Genomic DNA, 17,052 nt, shown 5'->3' with positions numbered 1-17,052 from the left:
CCTCAGCGCGTTGCTTTCCATTCAGTATCGGTCAATGCCGTCAGCACGTGATCGCGCCACTGACCATCGATGAGCAAATAATCTTTCGCATAACCTTCACGTTCAAAGCCCAATCTGGCCAACAGATCGCCACTGCGGCGATTATGCGGCATATAGTTAGCCATGATTCGGTGCATTTTTTCCTGTCGCTGCATATAGCGAATCAGCGGTTGCAGCGCTTCAAACATTAAGCCCTGTCCCTGCCAGCGTTCGCCAAGAGAATAGCCGAGGAAACAGGCGTGGAATGAACCGCGCATCACATTGCTGAAATTGGCGACGCCGCGCACCTCATTCTCTTCCGGATCGAGCAGAATAAAATAATAGGCGCTGCCCTGTTTATGCATCTCGGCAATCATGCTGAGCCGCGCTTGCCAACCGGAAGGCACGCAGTGGCTTTGATCCCGCACAGGCTCCCAAGGTTTAAGGAATGCCTGATTCTCGGCGTAGTACTCCGCCATCCGGTACGCATCCCGCTCATGAACCAAACGCAGCGACATACGATCGGTTGTCAGGCGTACTTTTGGTGATACTGAATGATAGCCAAACATCGACTCCCCTTAGTTCAGGCGGAACATTAAAAGTGACGATTAATATAACCGTTGCAATGGTCGCGGGTAAAACCGCTATTGACGAGTTATTGCGCAATCAATTCGCAAAAACGATTTTTTTTACCAATTTGCCCGCTAGCTAACATATTGACGATAAAAAAATATTATCAACTCACCATCTATCGCTTCCATCAATTTGGGTACAAACTATCAGGGTAATAATTACCCTTCCTCTCTTTCTATTTTCTGACGGTGAAACATGTCTCTGGTATCGCAAGCGCGCAGCTTGGGTAAGTACTTCTTATTGTTTGATAACTTATTAGTCGTGCTGGGGTTTTTCGTGGTGTTTCCCCTGATATCCATCCGATTTGTCGATCAATTAGGCTGGGCGGCGGTTGTTGTCGGTGCCGCACTGGGATTGAGACAGTTTATTCAACAAGGCCTTGGCATTTTCGGCGGCGCCATTGCCGATCGTTTTGGCGCAAAACCAATGATCGTGATTGGGATGTTGCTGCGCGCGGCGGGTTTTGCCCTGATGGCCATCGCGGATCAGCCGTGGATTCTGTGGCTCGCCTGCGCATTGTCCGCGCTGGGCGGCACATTGTTCGATCCGCCGCGCACCGCGTTGGTGATCAAACTGGTTCGCCCTCATGAACGTGGCCGTTTTTACTCTATTCTCATGATGCAAGATAGCGCCGGTGCAGTGATCGGCGCTCTGCTGGGCAGTTGGCTGCTCCAGTATGATTTTCATCTGGTGTGTTGGGTTGGTGCATTTATTTTTGTGCTGGCCGCGCTGTGGAACGCCTGGCTGCTCCCCGCCTACCGTATTTCAACGGTGCGCACCCCAATGCGGGAAGGCATGCTGCGAGTGATTCGCGACAAACGCTTCCTGACCTATGTCCTGACGCTCACCGGTTATTACATGCTGGCGGTCCAGGTGATGTTGATGCTGCCTATCGTTGTAAACGAAGTGGCCGGTTCTCCGGCGGCGGTAAAATGGATGTATGCCATTGAAGCCGCGCTGTCATTGACGTTGCTGTATCCGATCGCCCGCTGGAGCGAAAAGCATTTTCGTCTGGAACAACGGCTGATGACCGGCCTGTTTATTATGAGCATCAGCATGTTCCCTATCGGGTTAACCGACAGTTTGCAAACATTATTAATGCTGATCTGCTTCTTCTATTTGGGTTCCATTATTGCCGAGCCAGCGCGGGAAACCCTGAGCGCCTCGCTGGCAGATGCGCGTGCCAGAGGTAGCTATATGGGCTTTAGCCGTTTAGGTTTGGCATTGGGTGGCGCACTAGGCTACACCGGTGGCGGCTGGATGTACGACACAGGCAAAAGCCTGTCTTTGCCGCAGCTCCCTTGGTTCCTACTCGGAATCATCGGCCTGATTACGCTGGCTGGATTATATTGGCAGTTTAATCAACGGCGTATCGAACCGGCAATGTTAAGTGGCAGCTAATCTTGCCACAAGTGACCGAATCAAATGGATAGCCAGGCTTAAACAGTGAGTTATTCCTATGTTGAAAGTGATTGCGCAAGATTTTGTTCATCCTGAACATATCGATAAAGTCATGCCGCTATACCGGGAATGAGTAGGAAAAACCTTGCAGGAGCCGCTTTGTCACGCTTATGAGTTGTGTATCAACCAAAAAGATCCCGGCCATTTCCTTTTTATCGAGCAATGGCCGGATCGCGTCGCGCTGGATACCCACTGCAAAACCGAGCATTTCAGGCGTCTGGTTCCGCAAATAGACAGTTACCAACGACAGGCAGGCACTTTTTTGCTGATGGACACTTTCGAGAATCAGGAATAAACGCGCCTAAAACCGGGTCTGGTTAATTAAATCATCGGACACAGAGTTATCCGATTGGCAGTTTCTCCCCGCTCCCGCACTATCCAGCCTTATTTCTGAACGCCACCAATGGCGTTGCAACGGCAGAAACCGGTTACAAATTCCAACCCAAGGTCTAACCGGTTACTATTAGCCAAATTTGCGGTTCAACGAGGTCATAATGAGAAAGCTACTTTGGGGCGCTGCCGCTCTGATTTTTGTCGGTGCCATTGCCGGCTGCAACCCACTGACACAGTACACGCTAACCGAGCAAGAAATTAACGAGTATCTGCAAAAACACAATCATTACGAGAAACAGATTGGCGTGCCGGGGCTGGTGGATGCCCATATTACCCTGAGCCAATTACAGAGCCAGATAGGGCGCGCCGAGCCGGGTAAAGTGACGCTAACCGGCAATGCGCAGGTGAAAATCAGTTCGATCCTCGGCCCGCAGAACGCCGATATGCAGCTGACGCTGAAAGCGCAGCCGGTATTCGATCGCGAGAAAGGGGCTATTTTCCTGAAAGATATGGAAGTGACCGATTATAAAGTCCAACCAGAAAAAATGGATTCGGCGATGAGTATGTTAAAACCCTATTTGAATCAGTCACTAAAATCGTATTTTGACCAACAACCGGCCTATGTATTAGATGCTGACAAAAGTAAAACCGAAGCTATGGCGAAAAAACTGGCTAAAGGACTGGAAGTTAAACCGGGGATGTTAATCGTACCCTTTACTGACTAAAACCTGCGTTTACTGAACAATCATACCAGCCCGCCGAACGGCGGGCTTTTTGATCGTCCAGGCTAGGCAAACCTACGGTTTATTCTGCCTCGGGCTCGTCTTCTTCTTCCGCCAGCTCATCGCGCATAGCCTGAAGCGCTTCGCGAGTTAACTGCGCTAGCGTGCGGTAAAAACCGGTCGCCGCATGGGCTTCCACTTTACCGAGGAAACGCCCGCACCACGGGAACAGGAAATCATCAAACAGAGCAATCTGCGCCTGAACTTCGTCTTCCTGCGCCTGATCTTCCAGCCAGGAGGCGGCCAGTAGCAGAGAGCCAAAGTGATCTACCGGCCCGTCGTTTAACGGCATACCGCGTTGTTGCAAGAAAGCGCGTAACTCTGCTTCCGGACGTGCGTCTTCCCATTGAGAAGCAAAAGGCGAAACGCTGCATTCACTGCCGGTAAATAACGCGGCATAATCATCGGCCAGCGCCTGCGGCTGATATTCCTGCTGCAAACGCGCCAGCAGATCGCCTTGCTCCAGCGGCCAATGTTGCTCCAGCTTCCCCTGTTCAATCAGAGTAAACAGCGGCGCTAACAGCGGATCTTGTGGTTGACGATAAAACAGCGAACCCAAAACCCGGCAAACCAGCGAAAAATCATTCATAAAACTGTCCTAATCCATTTGTCTATGGGTCTACGGCGGTAAATGTTTTTCGCAGCAAACGCTTTTACTACGCTGACCATTTACTACGGTAACTATTTTTCTGCGCTAACATTGGGCGTGACGATGTCACATATCGGCTAATTCCGCAATGGCCGGGCGGCCTCGCAGTTCGAGGAAATTCAGTAAACGGCGCGGGCTTACGTTCAAAATGCGATCTTCTGGGAACCCCACATCAGCAATTATGCGTTCGCAGTGATCAAAAATCCCCAGCGAAAATGCCACGTGAGAATCAGACCCCAGCGCCAGCCAGCCCCCCGCATTCCGCACCGCTTCGGCAATAGCGCGGCAGTTGGCTTCACTGCCTTTACGGGAATGAGTAAAGGATGAATTGTTCAACTCCAGCGCCACCTGATATTTTGCTGCCGCCGCCGCAACGGCGGGAATATCGACCGGAAACTTCGGATTTCCCGGGTGGCTGATAATGTGCACATCGCCCTGCGCCATCGCAGCAATCATTGCCTGGGTATGAGCGGCTTTGTCCTGCGGCGGAAAGACCGGTTCATGGAAACCGGCGATCACCAGATCCACCGCGTCCAGCATCGGGCCGGTGCAATCAATATCCCCGTCCAGATTTTTAATATTCGCTTCAATACCGCGTAGAATACCCACGCCATCAACCAAGCGTGGCCACACTTTCATATTCATAAAGTGCCAATAGTGGGGAGCATCAGCCATATCTGGGCCGTGATCGGTAATCGCAAACAGCTGAATATTCTTTTGTTTCGCTTCGGCGATGTAATCATGCAGGGTACTGTAAGCGTGGGTGCTGGCGACTGTGTGCATATGCAAATCAACTGGATACATAACTACTCCGCGGGTTCTTATTCTCAGTTTGTCAGGCAAAACATAGTACGCTAAGCATAGCAGGAATCCCCCGCGCAGCCGAGCTGAAACCCATGTTTTGCCTGCTGGAATCAGTAACCACGCGCCACATCCACCAGACCCTGCGGTTGCTTGCCCGCTTCAATCAGCTTGATATTCTCGGCCACCTGATCCATCGCCACTTCAGGTAAAGTAATGGCGGCAATATGCGGCGTAATGGTCACTCGCGGATGCGTCCAGAATGGATGCATACTCGGTAGAGGTTCTTCGGCAAAAACGTCCAGCGTAGCGGCCGCAACTTGCCCTTCACTCATCGCCGCCAGCAGATCCCGCTCCAGCAAATGCACGCCGCGAGCCAGATTGATCACATAAGCCCGCTTATTCAATTGGGAGAACAGCGAACCATTGAGAATGCCCACAGTTTCCGGCGTATTCGGCAACAAGTTGATCAACAATTGCGTCCCTTTGAGAAAATCGCCCAGTTGCGCACCACCGGCATAGCTTTCAATGCCGTCAATGTGTTTTGGCGTTCGGCTCCAGCAACGCACGTTAAAGCCAAAACCCGCCAGCTTTTGTGCCACGCTTTTGCCCAACACGCCCGCCCCCATGATCCCCACAACGAAATTATCATGCTGATGAGGCGGCAGAGGCAGCCACAGTTTTTGCTCCTGCTGCAACTGATACTCATCCATCCGGCGGAAATAACGCAGCACGCTACTCACCGCATATTCCTGCATCTGCAACGCCATGCCGGTATCTTCCAGTCGCACCAACGGCACTCCGGCAGGCAAAGTCCCGGGGTGACGGCGCTCCTGATCCAAAATGGCATCCACGCCTGCGCCCAACGCAAACAGGCCTTTCAGTTGTTGGCGCTTAGCCAGCATTTCGTGAGGCGGATTCCATACCAGGGCATAATCTGCCGGTTGGTTATCACCCCGCTGCCATTGACGAATATTTGCCTGCGGTAAACGAGTCTTCATGCCCGTTAGCCACAGTTGGGCATCGAAAAAGGGGTGATAAAAAATAATATTCATGATCTGTAGGCTCCTAGCATAAGTCACCCTAGATTTCCGCGATTAGCGGTGAGATGCAAGGGCGAAACCGGAGAAATTTCGCCCTAAATCTGAATAATGCCAGTGGGTTAACGGTTTTGCGCTGTCAGCTTGCTTTGCGCAGATAATTGCCCTTCCTGAATCAGACGACGCAACAACGGAATCAGCACAATTAGCACCGCGCCGGTCAGCAAAGAACCCCAGCCCAGCATGTTGAAAATATGGCTGTAGCCCGGATTGGTTTCTATCGGCGTGCTGCCGCTATTAGTCGGCATCATGCCAGAGACATAGCCCGCCAAAACTGATGCCACGCCGGTCACCATCATCCAGCATCCCATCATTACACCCTGATAGCGCGGCGGAGCCAGTTTGCCGATCATGGCGTATCCGATCGGTGAAATCAGCAATTCCCCCGTACTTTGCAGTACATAACTCAGCGCAATCCATTTAAACGCCACCAGCCCGTCGCCTCCCGCCAGTTGAATTCCCAGCGGCAGAACCAGCATGCCCATCCCCATGCACAAAAGCGCACCAGAAAATTGAAGAGGAACATCAATAGAGAAACCGCGTTTACGCAAGCGACTAAACCACAGCGCCATCAGTGGCCCACCGATCACAATCACCAATGTATTGATGTTCTGAATCCATTGCGGAGCCACGCGCCAGCCGTAAACGTTCAAATCGATATTATGTTCAGCAAACAACATCAGCCCCATCGGAGCCAACTGGTACAACGCCCAAAAGACCAATGAGCCTGCGGCCAGCAACATGTAGGCCACCATACGACGGCGCTCGACGTGAGGATGATGGCGAGCCGTGACTACGCCTAGCATCACAAAAACAGCGACGCCGATGGCGATAACAAAATAGCTGCTAAAACCGGCGTGAGTCAGCAACAAACGAATGATGGGAACCAAAGCAATCAGCACCAAAATACCCACCAGCATTCGCCATTTGGCCTGCTTTGCTCCGGCCTGCTGTAGCGGCGTATTGGTGTCTCTCAATATGTGCCAGCGAGATAAAGTAATCACAATCGCCAGTAGGTTACCCAAAGTGGCAAACAGGAACAGTGCTCGATAGTTTTCACTCAGTTGGAAATAACCGGCAACGGCAAAACCTAGGAAGAAACCCAAATTCATGCCGGCGTAATTCCACAGGAAAGCCGATTCGCGGCGATCGTCATCCGGCATAAATCTCTGAGTCAGCATCATATTCAGGCAGGTTACATTCAGGCCGCTGCCGGTCAGGAACATCGCCAGCCCCCAATACAGTCCCCACAGGCCATAAACCGCGATCAGCCAGCAACCAATAACCTGTAGTACCATGCCCAGCACAAATAGATTTCGATTGCTCAGGTAGCGCCCACCCAAATAACCACCGAATAAATGCAGCCCATAGTTAAATGCGCCGAATACGCCCATGATGGCATTGGCGTTGCTCTCACTGAACCCCAAACGCTTGGTGGCATAGAGCACCAGCGTGGAATAAAGCACGGCAAAACCTAACGTGGCAAAGGTTTGGATGAAGAATAAAGTCCCGGTTCCGGCTGGAATCGGCTGCGGTAGATCATCACTGAGCTGCGGTGCGGAATCTGACTGTTCCAAAATTTACCCCTAATACTAATCCGACTAAAGATACTATTTCGACTAAAGATACTATTTCGACTAAAGATGCTATTTCGACTAAAGATACTATCTCGACTAAAAGTGCTCTTCCGACTAAAAATACTATTCCGACCAAAAGTACGACTGGCCGTAGTTTTGCTCAGATAGCCGCGCAGGCAGAGGTACTTTCGTTCGGTATTTCAATCCCATCAAGCCGATTATTTAGCGACATTTTTGACTATAACTCCAGTAACAAAGCCCGTTAACCTCATAATTAAGCACTAATTGTGCGAATTAATCGCCTAATTATGCACAAAAGTACAAATAATCATCTATTTGTCTGACAAAAATATTTTCTGCGAGAGATTTACAACGACGCGACGGTTTTGTGGAAATAAATGCCGATGAAATCAGCAAATTGATGCAACTTTAGCTAAACAGTCATAAACAATACACAAGAGGGTTGACGCTGAGCTTGGTTTTCCCTACATTACGCCGGTCGACAACGTTTGGCGTTGGCGACAACAATACGGTGAGGTGTCTGAGTGGCTGAAGGAGCACGCCTGGAAAGTGTGTATACGCGCAAGCGTATCGAGGGTTCGAACCCCTCCCTCACCGCCATATTGAGTACCGGATGATGCAGTTAGTCCTCCGCAAGAAGAACGGCAATCCACAGTAGGGAAAGCGATTTCCCACTGAATGTGATTGCCGTTTTTTTTATCTAAAACCAGCCAAACCTGACGCTTCCCCATTCCCTGTGCTTTTCCCTGATTAATCACTTTTCGCTACCGTTCTGTTGAATAAGAAATAGATAGAACCTGTTAAATTTGATTATGCCAACCCCTAATTCCGCCATGCTAAAACATCTGAGCCAAGACATCGCTTGGCGACAAAATGCTATGCGTTTCAACATCTCTATGGACAGGGGTATTCTCATGAAATTACGCACGTTATTTTATCTCTCTTCCCTCACACTGTTGCCCAGCCTGCTCCCCGCTCAGGCGGCACCGTTAATCGTCGCTCATCGCGGCGGTACAGCGGATTTGCCGGAAAACACCGTAACAGCGATTCAACACGCACTGGAACATCATGCGGATATTATCTGGATTAGCGTCCAACTCACTAGCGATAACATTCCCGTACTTTTCCGTTCGAAAAATCTGAATGCCACAACTGATGGAGAAGGTACCGTGGCTGAATTAACCCTTGAAGAGCTCCAAAAGCTGGATGCGGGTTATAAATTTAAATCTGAAGGAGAATACAAATTCAGAGGGTTGGGAATAAAAATCCCCACGCTGGCCAGCGTATTAAACAAATTTCCTACGACAAAATTCTTTATCGACATAAAAGATCATACAAAAGACTTTGGTCGCGTGGCTCAATATATCTCGGCGGTCATTACGGACAGCAACGCGGCGGGCAGAACCCGAGTTTATTCAACCAAGCATCGGTTTTTCAAAGAGCTGGGGCCAGAGATCAGAACATTTGCACCGCGCAGCCATACGCGTAAAACGCTGGCTAATGTACTAATGGCTGATGATTGTCGGGTTGACGACAGAATGGAAGCGCAGAAACTGGAATATCATGCTTTTGAATTACGTGCGCCGGTATCTGTGGTTGAAACCTTAACGCTGGGTAGAGGGCAATCAGCAGCGACTATGGTGTGGAATCAAAAAGTGACTCATTGTTTTAAACGCAATTCATTGAGCAAATTGATGTTAATAGGTATTAATTCGCAATCTGATTATAATTTAGCGAAAGCGCTTCAGGCCGATTTTGTGATGGTAGATTCGCCACAGCAAGCGGAACTCTGGCAAAAATAACGCGGATTTGCGGGGTATTTCCGCAAGTTGACGGTGAATTAAGCAAGCGAATGGTTTCACGTAAATTCTTCTTGACCCTCAAGGCCCCTATCCCTATAGTACCGCCCCGTTGCAGTGTTTAACGCTGTAACAACACGGTGAGGTGTCTGAGTGGCTGAAGGAGCACGCCTGGAAAGTGTGTATACGCGTAAGTGTATCGAGGGTTCGAACCCCTCTCTCACCGCCATATTCGAGCTAAAGGCTCCGACGAAAGTCGGGGCCTTTAACTTTTGTGCCATCCCCAAAAAGTACCTGGTAGTACTCATCGGCTATAACGGGCTATTACGCCGCGGCTGTCGCTTTCCAACGCCCCTGATGCGATCTCCCAACGGAGAGAATGGCATCAGTTTGCTATAAACCACCTGATTTCGTCCCTGCCGTTTAGCCTGATACAGCGCATCGTCCGCCATTTTTATCGCCTTCACCATCGACATTCCCGGTAAATACAGCGAAACGCCAATAGAAATAGTGATCCTGACTTTGCGTCCATCGCTTAACGTCACTTCTAGCTGTTGAATATTTTCTCGAATGCGCTCCGCCATCACTTTCATATTTTCCGGATGGTGGCTTTCGGTAATAATGATAAATTCCTCGCCCCCGAAGCGGCCAACAAAATCGAGACTTCTCACGGATTGCTTCAAAATCTCACCCACACTGGAAAGAATCAAATCTCCCGCGCCGTGACCGTAATTATCGTTAACCGATTTAAATTTATCCAGATCCAGTATTAATAACCCACAGGCGCGCCTTAACGTACTTAATTGCTTTAAGTGGAAATCAACGCTAGCGCGGTTATTTAAGCGGGTAAGATTATCGACGTTCGCTCGCTCTTTCATAGCAAAATAAGCATGAATATGGCGTTCTTTAAAATTCAATGCGTGAAAACAAATAGCCAGACACAAAGCAGATGACGCCAGATAAATCAATGTAGACGGCCACAAATGTCCATAGTTGAGAAAAGTCGCGCCGACGCAGATACGGTAAACGGCAATAACTGCGATAGTGAGATAGAAAACCCGATTGCTCTTTCTTTCCCACACTTTGGATAACAGCAGCGGAAAGATGATTAAGACAATCAGTATATTATCCAGCGTAAACAGACCGGTAAAAATAATGTTAATGGCTAAAGCCACTAAACCACTGAGCCAGCCGCCGTAAAATGTCGCCAAAATGATCGGTAATATTTCAAAACTATAAAAGAAGCTGTTGATGATAATGAATTTGTCCTGATTCAAATACAGCGATATCAGGCCGGAAACCAGACCAAACAGCAAACGTTTCCATCTTTCACCGTCATAGGAAAACGGCGTATTTTTACTCAAAGCGAAATAGCTGATAGATAGCGATGCGTAAGTGACACTAGCATCGTTAAACAGCGATGAGAGAGTTGTGGTGAAACTCACGGAAAATGAAACTTATGCTGTATTGTCATCATTATGTTCACTTTACCTATAGCCATCGGCGCGACCCGTCGTCTTCAAATAATATTGCTTTCTGCCCTCGTTATAACCTAATCATGCCAGCATAATATAGATTACCTCAAGGGCTTCTCATTTAAATCTTAGCTACGTAAAGCAATTCCACAGGGAAATTTTCATTATTGCTGCTCTCTTACACTTTCCTGCCACATTACCCAGCGTTTTTTACGCCACCCACGCCCCCCAAATATTGAGTGCAAAGTAATCATTATTATTCTCTTTTACTCATTAGTAATAAATATTCATCTATAACTGATAAAAGTTCATAAAATGAATAAATATCGATGCTTTAATCCGTTATCTGACGTGCTTTTTACGCTTATAAGGACATTTTAAAACCCCCTGTTATCCTTATTCCGATCAGAGATTGATATACATCTAGATCTCTGCCCCACATTTGGCGTATCGTTGATATTCACTACTCGAGACGGACCCCTATTGGCCCGCCATTTATTTTGTCTTTTCCTTATTTGGTTTGCACCTTAGATGAAAACGCACGGAATTAACGGCATTAGGCCGTTCAGCGCGCTTATTGAAGCTTGCTGGCGAGAAACCTATACACTTCAACGATTTATTAAAGACATAATTGCCGGCATCACCGTCGGGATTATTGCCATTCCTTTAGCGATGGCCTTGGCTATTGCCAGCGGCGTACCTCCGCAATATGGCCTGTATACCTCCGCTATTGCCGGTATTGTCATTGCAGTCAGCGGCGGTTCGCGTTACAGCGTCTCCGGCCCTACCGCCGCTTTTGTGGTGATCTTATTCCCGGTCTCACAGCAGTTCGGCCTCGCGGGATTATTGCTAGCCACGCTGATGTCTGGTCTGTTTTTACTCTGCATGGGATTAGCACGGCTGGGACGATTGATTGAATATATTCCGCTATCGGTAACGCTCGGATTTACTTCCGGGATTGCCATCACCATTGCCACCATGCAGGTAAAAGACTTTTTTGGTCTACAGATGGAGGTCGTGCCGGAAAATTATATGAGTAAAGTTTCAGCGCTGGTGCAGGCGCTTCCGAGCCTTAATTTCAGCGATACCTTAATCGGCAGCGTGACGCTGCTGGTCTTGATTTTCTGGCCGAGGCTTGGGATTAAGTTACCGGGTCACTTACCTGCGCTAGTGGCAGGCACCGCTGTCATGTGGGTTTTGTCTCTGTTCGACCAGCAAGTGGCAACCATTGGTTCAAAGTTCAGCTATATGCTGGCCGATGGTACCTACGGACAAGGAATCCCACCGATTCTGCCGCAGTTCGTACTGCCGTGGAACCTGCCGGCCGCTCATGGGCAAGAGTTTACTCTGAGCTGGGCCACAGTATCCGCTCTGCTGCCCGCCGCCTTCACCATGGCGATGCTCGGTGCCATTGAGTCGCTGCTATGCGCTGTCGTGCTGGACGGGATGACCGGCCAGAAACACCGTCCAAACAGCGAGCTGGTGGGCCAAGGCCTGGGAAATATGATTGCGCCATTCTTCGGCGGAATCACGGCAACAGCTGCCATCGCTCGCTCAGCCGCCAACGTGCGCGCGGGAGCGACTTCCCCGATTTCTGCGGTGGTACACGCCCTGCTGGTGCTGCTGGCGTTATTGATATTGGCGCCAATGCTGTCTTATCTACCGCTGGCGGCAATGGCCTCCCTGCTGCTGATCGTGGCGTGGAACATGAGCGAAGCGCACAAAGTGGTAGATTTACTGCGGCGGGCGCCAAAAGACGACATTATCGTCATGCTGCTGTGTATGAGCCTGACGGTGCTATTCGATATGGTTATCGCTATCACCGTTGGTATCGTGCTGGCTTCCCTGCTGTTTATGCGCCGCATTGCCCGTATGACTCGCCTCAGCCCGTTGTCCGGCGCTCAGGATAATCAAACGCTGATTTTACGAGTCAACGGCCCGCTGTTTTTCGCCGCTGCTGAGCGTATTTTCAATGAGTTGCTAGAAATGAGCGAGAATCGACGAACCATTGTCTTACAGTGGGACGCAGTTCCGGTGCTGGATGCTGGCGGTTTGAACGCCTTCCTGCGCTTTGTGGAAGCCCTACCAGAAGGCCGGGAGCTGATAATTACCGATACGCCGTTCCAGCCATTGAAAACGCTGGCGCGGGCTAGAGTGAAGCCGATTCCAGGCAAGCTGAGCTTCTACGGCTCTCTACCCGAGGCGCTCGCAGCGCTGAAACAACGTTAAAACCGAATTGGTCACAACAGAAAGGGCAGCATAGTTATCCACCACGCTGCCCTTTTGTATCGCTTTAGTGCGCGAAATAACTCAGCTTATTTGCTGGTATCCAGCTCTGGGAAGCTTTTCACCAGATCGTCGATGGCTTTCATCTGCACCAGGAACGGCTCCAGTTTATCCAACGGCAGTGCGGAAGGACCGTCACATTTCGCGCTGTCAGGCTCTGGATGAGCTTCGATAAACAGGCCAGCCAGACCCACAGCCATACCGGCACGCGCTAGTTCGGCGACCTGCGCACGACGACCGCCGGACGCGGCGCCAAACGGATCGCGACACTGCAGGGAGTGAGTGACGTCGAAGATAACCGGATGACCGCCGGTAGAGTTCACCATCACATTGATACCTAACATATCAACAACCAGATTGTCATAACCGAAGTTACTGCCGCGATCGCACAGGATAACCTGATCATTACCGGCTTCTTTGAATTTGTCGACAATGTTCCCCATCTGACCTGGGCTGACAAACTGCGGTTTTTTCACGTTGATCACGGCACCGGTTTTCGCCATGGCTTCCACCAGATCGGTCTGGCGCGCCAGGAACGCAGGTAACTGAATCACGTCTACCACTTCAGCGACAGGCTGGCACTGACTGATTTCATGCACGTCGGTGATGACCTTCACGCCGAACTGTTGCTTCAGTTCCTGGAAGATTTTCATGCCTTCTTCCAGACCCGGCCCGCGGTAAGAATGAATCGAAGAACGGTTGGCTTTGTCAAACGAGGCTTTGAATACGTAAGGAATACCGAGTTTTTGAGTCACGGTGACGTAATGCTCGCAGATGCGCATCGCCAGATCGCGAGACTCCAGCACGTTCATGCCACCAAACAGCACAAAGGGTAGGTCGTTCGCTACCTTGATATCGCCAATGCTAACCACTTTTTGTTTCATGCTTATGCCTTTAATGATGGTAAATCGGAATAAATCACGACGCCTCAGCGCCCTATCAAATTATGTTAATGCAGAGTAATACGCTGCTGCTCAATGGAGTGAATCTGCATTTTTATCATTTCAGCGATAGGATCTTCCGGGCACTGTTCGACAAAATAGCTTAAATCAGAGATGGCAATATGATTGCAGTCCAGCTGAGCGTAAATCAAACCCCGATCGCGGATCTCGTAGGGATCATCGGGATCGAACGCCAGCACCGCTTCGCTGGCACGCAGCGCCAGCTCCATTTGTTTCTCTTCCATTAACGCCGCTTTCAGCGTATCCAACATCTTACGAATAATCAGGGTATGTTCCGCTTCTTCCAGATCTTCATCTTCCAGTTCCGCAGACAGCCCCAAATTACCTTTAATCCAGACTTCCAGCATATGCTCGTTCAGCGTTTCGCCGTTTAACGGATTAATCAGCCACATTTCTTCGTCTAGCCAATCGGCACGAAGAATGAGCTGAGTGGGAAAAATCACTGGCATCAATGGCAAATCCAGTTGATGGGCGATATGCAGAAAAATGACGCCCAATGAAACCGGTGTACCCTGACGTTTCGCCAGAACTTTATCCAGCCAGATCGCATCGGACAGCCGGTAAACCCCACTCGCCCCACCGAATTTCCACTTGCGGTAGAACAAATCAATAAGCACTTCCAATTGCTGATCTTGATTGAGGTCACTGGGCATCGCCGCGCGGGCATCATCAACCAACTGTTGCAGTTGGTTGCGAACGTCAGCCATTGGAAAGTTCGGTCGGATTTCCTGGGTAACCAGTAACACCCCTTCACTCAAAGGCGCGGTGTTGAATTCGAAATCAGCAATGGTACTCATAAATATCCCATCAGCAGAGGTAATTTAGTCGTTGCCAGTTTAATAATCAGGTACAGACAACCCAGTGCGAGGATAAAGGCCACACAACGCGTCTTTTGGCTACGGTCGCGTTTACCTAAAGCAACATAGCCCAACACGATGTAGAGAATCACGCCGAACAGTTTTTCCGTAAGCCAGGTACCCTGCGGGCTGAACGGGTAAAACCCGGTGATAAATATCAGTGCAATACCGCTGACAAACAATAACGTGTCGTTGATATGTGGCGTTATCTTCACCCAACGTTTGTCTATCATAGCTGAACCGCGGCATTTCCAGAAGAACCGCAAAACAAACAGACTAATGCTGATAACCACCGTCGCCAAATGTAGATATTTCATGGCGATATAATCAATCCACATGATGAGTCACTCCATTTTCATTCTAATTATGTGTCATCTGCGGCAACCACTGCCCCAAAGTAACCCTATCGTTGTTACCGTAATCTTTACAGGTTGCCACCGTGCTAAAACCGGCCTGCAACAACAGTTTCTCTACCGCTGTCGCCTGTTGCCATCCGTGCTCCAGCAATAACCACCCTTTCGGTTCCAGATAATCGGGTGCCTGCCGGATAATGGCCGCAAGATCGGCCAGACCTTCATCTTCAGCCACCAGCGCGCTGTGTGGTTCATAGCGCACATCCCCCTGCTCCAGATGAGGATCATTGGCATCAATATAAGGAGGATTACTGGCGATCAACGCAAAACGCCCGGTGAGGGGTGAAAACCAGCTGCCTTGCAGAAACTCTACGTTGTTTAGACTCAGTTTTTCCGCGTTATGGCGCGCCAACGCCACCGCATCCGGTTGGAGATCGACGCCGGTGACCTGACAATCTGGCCGCTCGCTGGCCAACGCCAGTGCTATCGCCCCGCTGCCGGTGCCTAAATCCAGAACCCGACAAGGTTGTTCAGGTAAACGCACCAGCGCCTGTTCCACCAGACACTCGGTGTCAGGGCGAGGAATCAACGTGGCCGAAGACACGCTCAACGGCAGCGACCAAAACTCGCGCTCACCGACCAGATAGGCGATAGGTTCGCCCTGCTCTCGCCTGGCGGCTAATAGTTCCAGTTGTTCTTTCTGCTCTTCGGTCAATTCGGTTTCACCGAAGGCCAGCAAAAAAGTACGCTGACGCCCGGTGACAAGACCCAACAGAATTTCCGCATCGCGCTTGGGACTGTCACTGTGCTGAAAGCGTGCCGCAGCCTGCGCCAGCCAGCGTTGGTAATCCATCAATCTTGCTCGGAAAGTGCGGACAGCTGATCGGCCTGATATTCCTGCACAATCGGCTGAATTAACATATCCAGTTTGCCTTCCATCACCTCATCCAGACGGTACAGTGTCAAGTTGATACGGTGATCGGTGACACGCCCCTGCGGGAAGTTATAGGTGCGATTACGGTCGGAACGATCGCCAGACCCTAACAGGTTACGACGCTCAGACGCTTCGGCCTGCTGACGTTTTTGCACTTCGGCAGCGCGAATACGCGCACCCAGCACTGACATCGCTTTAGCTTTGTTCTTATGCTGTGAACGCTCATCCTGACATTCCACCACAATCCCGGTCGGAATATGGGTAATACGAATAGCGGAATCGGTGGTATTAACGTGCTGGCCACCTGCACCCGAGGAGCGGAAAGTATCGATGCGCAGATCGCCCGCGTTGATTTCTGGCATTTCAGCTTCAGGTATTTCCGGCATCACCGCTACGGTACAGGCCGACGTATGGATACGCCCCTGAGATTCGGTTTCTGGCACGCGCTGGACGCGATGACCGCCGGATTCAAATTTCAGCTGACCGTAAACGCCCTCGCCGGATACTTTGGCAATAATTTCTTTATAGCCACCGTGCTCGCCATCGCTGGCGCTCATTACTTCGATCTTCCAACGACGAGCCTCAGCGTAACGGCTGTACATACGGAACATATCGCCGGCGAAAATCGCCGCTTCGTCGCCGCCGGTTCCGGCGCGGATTTCCAGGAAACAACCGCGCTCATCGTCGGGATCTTTCGGCAATAACAAGACCTGAAGCTGCTGTTCCAGCTCTTCGCTACGGGCTTTGGCTTCTTTCAGTTCTTCCTGCGCCATTTCACGCATTTCAGGGTCTTCCAGCATCATTTCTGCCGCTTCGAGATCGTCCTGAACGCCCTGCCACTCTTTAAAGCAACGGGTCACATCGGTCAACTGGGCATATTCGCGCGATAACGCACGAAAACGCTCCTGATCGGCAATCACATTGGCATCGCCAAGGTGTGCTTCCACTTCTTCGTGGCGCTCTTGTAACGCTTCCAGTTTGGCAACAATAGAAGACTTCATCCGCGGTTTT

General features: G+C 50.2%; 15 protein-coding genes, 2 tRNA genes and 1 pseudogene. 7 read left to right on the top strand and 11 right to left on the bottom strand.

The genetic code is table 11. From position 1 onward, the window contains the following. Positions 1 to 2: 2 nt before the first annotated feature. Complete coding sequence (gene rimJ / locus ACQ4OC_RS02570; protein WP_064513441.1) at positions 3 to 587, bottom strand: ribosomal protein S5-alanine N-acetyltransferase; 585 nt, start codon at positions 585 to 587, stop codon at positions 3 to 5. Positions 588 to 846: 259 nt separating this feature from the next. On the opposite strand from rimJ, the gene mdtH reads away from it, so the two are divergent. The 3 genes and pseudogenes from mdtH (at position 847) to ACQ4OC_RS02555 (ending at position 3,170) form a co-directional block, all read left to right on the top strand. Beyond that, positions 847 to 2,052, top strand: coding sequence for a multidrug efflux MFS transporter MdtH (gene mdtH / locus ACQ4OC_RS02565; RefSeq protein ID WP_064513438.1), 1,206 nt, complete (start codon positions 847 to 849; stop codon positions 2,050 to 2,052). Positions 2,053 to 2,110: 58 nt separating this feature from the next. Next, positions 2,111 to 2,407, top strand: a pseudogene (locus ACQ4OC_RS02560) (putative quinol monooxygenase). Between the two features lie 199 nt (positions 2,408 to 2,606). Then, positions 2,607 to 3,170 carry a lipoprotein gene (locus ACQ4OC_RS02555; RefSeq protein ID WP_064513436.1) on the top strand — a complete coding sequence of 188 codons (564 nt, stop codon included), beginning with the start codon at positions 2,607 to 2,609 and terminating at the stop codon, positions 3,168 to 3,170. Positions 3,171 to 3,249: 79 nt separating this feature from the next. Here the strand turns inward: ACQ4OC_RS02555 and ACQ4OC_RS02550 are convergent, their stop codons facing one another. The 4 genes from ACQ4OC_RS02550 to ACQ4OC_RS02535 all read right to left on the bottom strand — a co-directional run bounded on the left by ACQ4OC_RS02550 (position 3,250) and on the right by ACQ4OC_RS02535 (position 7,354). After that, positions 3,250 to 3,816, bottom strand: a complete 567-nt coding sequence (locus ACQ4OC_RS02550) for a TorD/DmsD family molecular chaperone (RefSeq protein ID WP_049597661.1) — start codon at positions 3,814 to 3,816, stop codon at positions 3,250 to 3,252. Between the two features lie 126 nt (positions 3,817 to 3,942). Then, on the bottom strand, positions 3,943 to 4,680 hold the full coding sequence (locus tag ACQ4OC_RS02545; protein WP_064513433.1) for a phosphatase: 738 nt from the start codon (positions 4,678 to 4,680) through the stop codon (positions 3,943 to 3,945). A gap of 110 nt (positions 4,681 to 4,790) precedes the next feature. After that, on the bottom strand, positions 4,791 to 5,732 hold the full coding sequence (gene ghrA / locus ACQ4OC_RS02540) for a glyoxylate/hydroxypyruvate reductase GhrA (RefSeq protein WP_430970908.1): 942 nt from the start codon (positions 5,730 to 5,732) through the stop codon (positions 4,791 to 4,793). A gap of 107 nt (positions 5,733 to 5,839) precedes the next feature. Beyond that, positions 5,840 to 7,354, bottom strand: a complete 1,515-nt coding sequence (locus ACQ4OC_RS02535) for a peptide MFS transporter (protein ID WP_064513430.1) — start codon at positions 7,352 to 7,354, stop codon at positions 5,840 to 5,842. A gap of 531 nt (positions 7,355 to 7,885) precedes the next feature. Between ACQ4OC_RS02535 and ACQ4OC_RS02530 the strand changes: the two genes are divergently transcribed. From ACQ4OC_RS02530 to ACQ4OC_RS02520, 3 genes are all read left to right on the top strand, one after another. Then, positions 7,886 to 7,975: transfer RNA gene (locus ACQ4OC_RS02530), tRNA-Ser, on the top strand. A 314-nt stretch (positions 7,976 to 8,289) separates the two neighbouring features. After that, positions 8,290 to 9,177: a glycerophosphodiester phosphodiesterase family protein gene (locus ACQ4OC_RS02525; protein ID WP_064513428.1), complete on the top strand. Its 888-nt coding sequence runs from the start codon at positions 8,290 to 8,292 to the stop codon at positions 9,175 to 9,177. 136 nt (positions 9,178 to 9,313) lie between these two features. Beyond that, a tRNA-Ser gene (locus ACQ4OC_RS02520) sits at positions 9,314 to 9,403 on the top strand. An 82-nt stretch (positions 9,404 to 9,485) separates the two neighbouring features. On the opposite strand, the gene ACQ4OC_RS02515 is transcribed toward ACQ4OC_RS02520, so the two are convergent. Further along, the gene (locus tag ACQ4OC_RS02515; protein ID WP_430970907.1) at positions 9,486 to 10,619 is read right to left on the bottom strand and encodes a GGDEF domain-containing protein; all 1,134 of its coding nucleotides are present in this window, start codon (positions 10,617 to 10,619) and stop codon (positions 9,486 to 9,488) included. 561 nt (positions 10,620 to 11,180) lie between these two features. On the opposite strand from ACQ4OC_RS02515, the gene dauA reads away from it, so the two are divergent. Then, positions 11,181 to 12,878: a C4-dicarboxylic acid transporter DauA gene (dauA, locus tag ACQ4OC_RS02510; RefSeq protein ID WP_064513424.1), complete on the top strand. Its 1,698-nt coding sequence runs from the start codon at positions 11,181 to 11,183 to the stop codon at positions 12,876 to 12,878. Between the two features lie 86 nt (positions 12,879 to 12,964). Here the strand turns inward: dauA and kdsA are convergent, their stop codons facing one another. From kdsA to prfA, 5 genes are all read right to left on the bottom strand, one after another. Next, positions 12,965 to 13,819 (bottom strand): 3-deoxy-8-phosphooctulonate synthase, encoded by an 855-nt coding sequence (kdsA, locus tag ACQ4OC_RS02505; RefSeq protein WP_064513422.1) that lies wholly within the window; start codon positions 13,817 to 13,819, stop codon positions 12,965 to 12,967. Between the two features lie 65 nt (positions 13,820 to 13,884). Beyond that, entirely contained in the window at positions 13,885 to 14,694 is an 810-nt protein-coding gene (gene sirB1, locus ACQ4OC_RS02500) for an invasion regulator SirB1 (protein ID WP_064513420.1), read from the bottom strand. Continuing rightward, complete coding sequence (locus ACQ4OC_RS02495; protein ID WP_064513418.1) at positions 14,691 to 15,092, bottom strand: SirB2 family protein; 402 nt, start codon at positions 15,090 to 15,092, stop codon at positions 14,691 to 14,693. The genes sirB1 and ACQ4OC_RS02495 overlap by 4 nt, the downstream gene beginning before the upstream one ends. 22 nt (positions 15,093 to 15,114) lie before the next feature. After that, on the bottom strand, positions 15,115 to 15,960 hold the full coding sequence (prmC, locus tag ACQ4OC_RS02490) for a peptide chain release factor N(5)-glutamine methyltransferase (RefSeq protein WP_120806647.1): 846 nt from the start codon (positions 15,958 to 15,960) through the stop codon (positions 15,115 to 15,117). Continuing rightward, entirely contained in the window at positions 15,960 to 17,042 is a 1,083-nt protein-coding gene (gene prfA / locus ACQ4OC_RS02485; RefSeq protein ID WP_049597649.1) for a peptide chain release factor 1, read from the bottom strand. The genes prmC and prfA overlap by 1 nt, the downstream gene beginning before the upstream one ends. Positions 17,043 to 17,052: the final 10 nt, after the last annotated feature.

It is taken from the genome of Yersinia sp. J1 (genome assembly GCF_050586585.1).
GTDB classification, from domain to species: Bacteria; Pseudomonadota; Gammaproteobacteria; order Enterobacterales; family Enterobacteriaceae; genus Yersinia; species Yersinia entomophaga.
This window is presented reverse-complemented; position numbering and strand designations above follow the sequence as displayed.

Coding starts and splice junctions, on each gene's coding strand:
- rimJ (WP_064513441.1), bottom strand. CDS start 587: ATGTTTGGCTATCATTCAGTATCACCAAAAGTACGCCTGACAACCGAT.
- mdtH (WP_064513438.1), top strand. CDS start 847: ATGTCTCTGGTATCGCAAGCGCGCAGCTTGGGTAAGTACTTCTTATTG.
- ACQ4OC_RS02555 (WP_064513436.1), top strand. CDS start 2,607: ATGAGAAAGCTACTTTGGGGCGCTGCCGCTCTGATTTTTGTCGGTGCC.
- ACQ4OC_RS02550 (WP_049597661.1), bottom strand. CDS start 3,816: ATGAATGATTTTTCGCTGGTTTGCCGGGTTTTGGGTTCGCTGTTTTAT.
- ACQ4OC_RS02545 (WP_064513433.1), bottom strand. CDS start 4,680: ATGTATCCAGTTGATTTGCATATGCACACAGTCGCCAGCACCCACGCT.
- ghrA (WP_430970908.1), bottom strand. CDS start 5,732: ATGAATATTATTTTTTATCACCCCTTTTTCGATGCCCAACTGTGGCTA.
- ACQ4OC_RS02525 (WP_064513428.1), top strand. CDS start 8,290: ATGAAATTACGCACGTTATTTTATCTCTCTTCCCTCACACTGTTGCCC.
- dauA (WP_064513424.1), top strand. CDS start 11,181: ATGAAAACGCACGGAATTAACGGCATTAGGCCGTTCAGCGCGCTTATT.
- kdsA (WP_064513422.1), bottom strand. CDS start 13,819: ATGAAACAAAAAGTGGTTAGCATTGGCGATATCAAGGTAGCGAACGAC.
- sirB1 (WP_064513420.1), bottom strand. CDS start 14,694: ATGAGTACCATTGCTGATTTCGAATTCAACACCGCGCCTTTGAGTGAA.
- ACQ4OC_RS02495 (WP_064513418.1), bottom strand. CDS start 15,092: ATGTGGATTGATTATATCGCCATGAAATATCTACATTTGGCGACGGTG.
- prmC (WP_120806647.1), bottom strand. CDS start 15,960: ATGGATTACCAACGCTGGCTGGCGCAGGCTGCGGCACGCTTTCAGCAC.
- prfA (WP_049597649.1), bottom strand. CDS start 17,042: ATGAAGTCTTCTATTGTTGCCAAACTGGAAGCGTTACAAGAGCGCCAC.